Raw genomic sequence first — 1,355 nt, forward strand, 5'->3', positions numbered from 1 at the left:
GGGCCTCAAACAGGCTTTATTGTTGAGTTCCACAATAAATACAAAAATTCAAAAACAGATGCAACTTCCGGCAATATTTGTGTAGGAAAGACAGGCTATGCCGGGGGATACTTATTTACTACCAGAGCATTGCAGAACGAATCACAGTAACGCATGGTTATTGGGTACACCTTGGATGTTAAAAACCATTTTAGATGTTACCCGTATTAGTCATAGGAGATAACTCAATGCCAAAATTCACAGATAAGCAGATAGCACTGGTGCGGTGTAGTGCGTTTTACATGGGGGTTTACGTTTATTTCGTGGGAATTACGTGACGTGAGCGTGATGTGATCCAAATGAACCCATCTTAGAGCGCAAAGTTATATCTGCATAGCTTAGCGTGCGATTGGTTGCGTTATATGAGGATATAAAAAGCCGCTCTTAAAGGTAATCCGTGCCGAGATCACTATTGTTGAATAAACACTCAAACCACGTACAATTCACATGTACATATTTGGAGATATATTATGCGTACATACACCTCAACCCAAGCACGAGCCAATATTTCAGAAGTGTTGGATGCTGCTACTCACGGCGAACCTGTTGAGATTACTCGTCGGGACGGCAGCTCAGCAGTCGTTATCAGTAAGGCAGAATTCGAGGCATACCAGAATGCCAAACTGGATGCAGAGTTTGATTCGATTATGCAGCGTCATGGGCATACGGTAGAGGCACTGACAAACCGATGATATGGGTCAGCGCACAGGAAGTTATCGCTTTTCATGACCGTATATTGCAGCGGCTTCCCGGCGTTGCCGGAATGCCCGATTCTGGCAGAGCAAGCACTCATCTATCGAATGCAAAACCGAACCCACTACGAAGGCATAACAGACATTTTTGAACTTGCAGCCACCTACTGGGTTGCTATTGCTCGCGGTCATATCTTCAATGATGGCAATAAGCGCACGGCATTTTTCGTTACCATGACCTTTCTTTACCGCAACGGTATCAAGATCCGTGATAACGACAATACACTGGAAAACTTAACAGTAGAGGCTGCCACGGGTGCGAAAACTGTTGAGCAACTAGCGCAACATCTGCGCGAATTGGTAGACCGTGCTGATCCAAGCAGTAAGACATAATCACAACTTACTTTTTATGAGAATAAGTGAACACCTCGTTTTGCCGTGTACACATGGGTGTACCCCTAGAAAATATTGAATAACAACAATCCAGTATTCATGCGGGTTTAAGCCTGATACTCAATGAATGGATTCATCATAACGTTTCGAAAAGCCAGTTAATACGCCGTTATTACTGGCTTTTATTGTTTCAGATAATTGTATACAGCCTCACAGTAGCACATGATTAAC

At 43.5% G+C, this 1,355-nt stretch carries 1 protein-coding gene and 1 pseudogene; both read left to right on the forward strand.

What is annotated here, in order from left to right; translation table 11 throughout:
• The first annotated feature begins 509 nt into the window (after positions 1-509).
• Positions 510-731, forward strand: a complete 222-nt coding sequence (locus BM135_RS16395) for a type II toxin-antitoxin system Phd/YefM family antitoxin (RefSeq protein ID WP_047962450.1) — start codon at positions 510-512, stop codon at positions 729-731.
• Positions 728-1,124, forward strand: a pseudogene (locus BM135_RS16400) (type II toxin-antitoxin system death-on-curing family toxin). Before BM135_RS16395 ends, BM135_RS16400 begins: the two are co-directional and overlap by 4 nt.
• The last annotated feature ends 231 nt before the right edge of the window (positions 1,125-1,355 follow it).

Origin of the sequence: Xenorhabdus japonica (assembly GCF_900115195.1) — a bacterium.
Lineage (GTDB): Bacteria > Pseudomonadota > Gammaproteobacteria > Enterobacterales > Enterobacteriaceae > Xenorhabdus > Xenorhabdus japonica.

Coding starts and splice junctions, on each gene's coding strand:
- BM135_RS16395 (WP_047962450.1), top strand. CDS start 510: ATGCGTACATACACCTCAACCCAAGCACGAGCCAATATTTCAGAAGTG.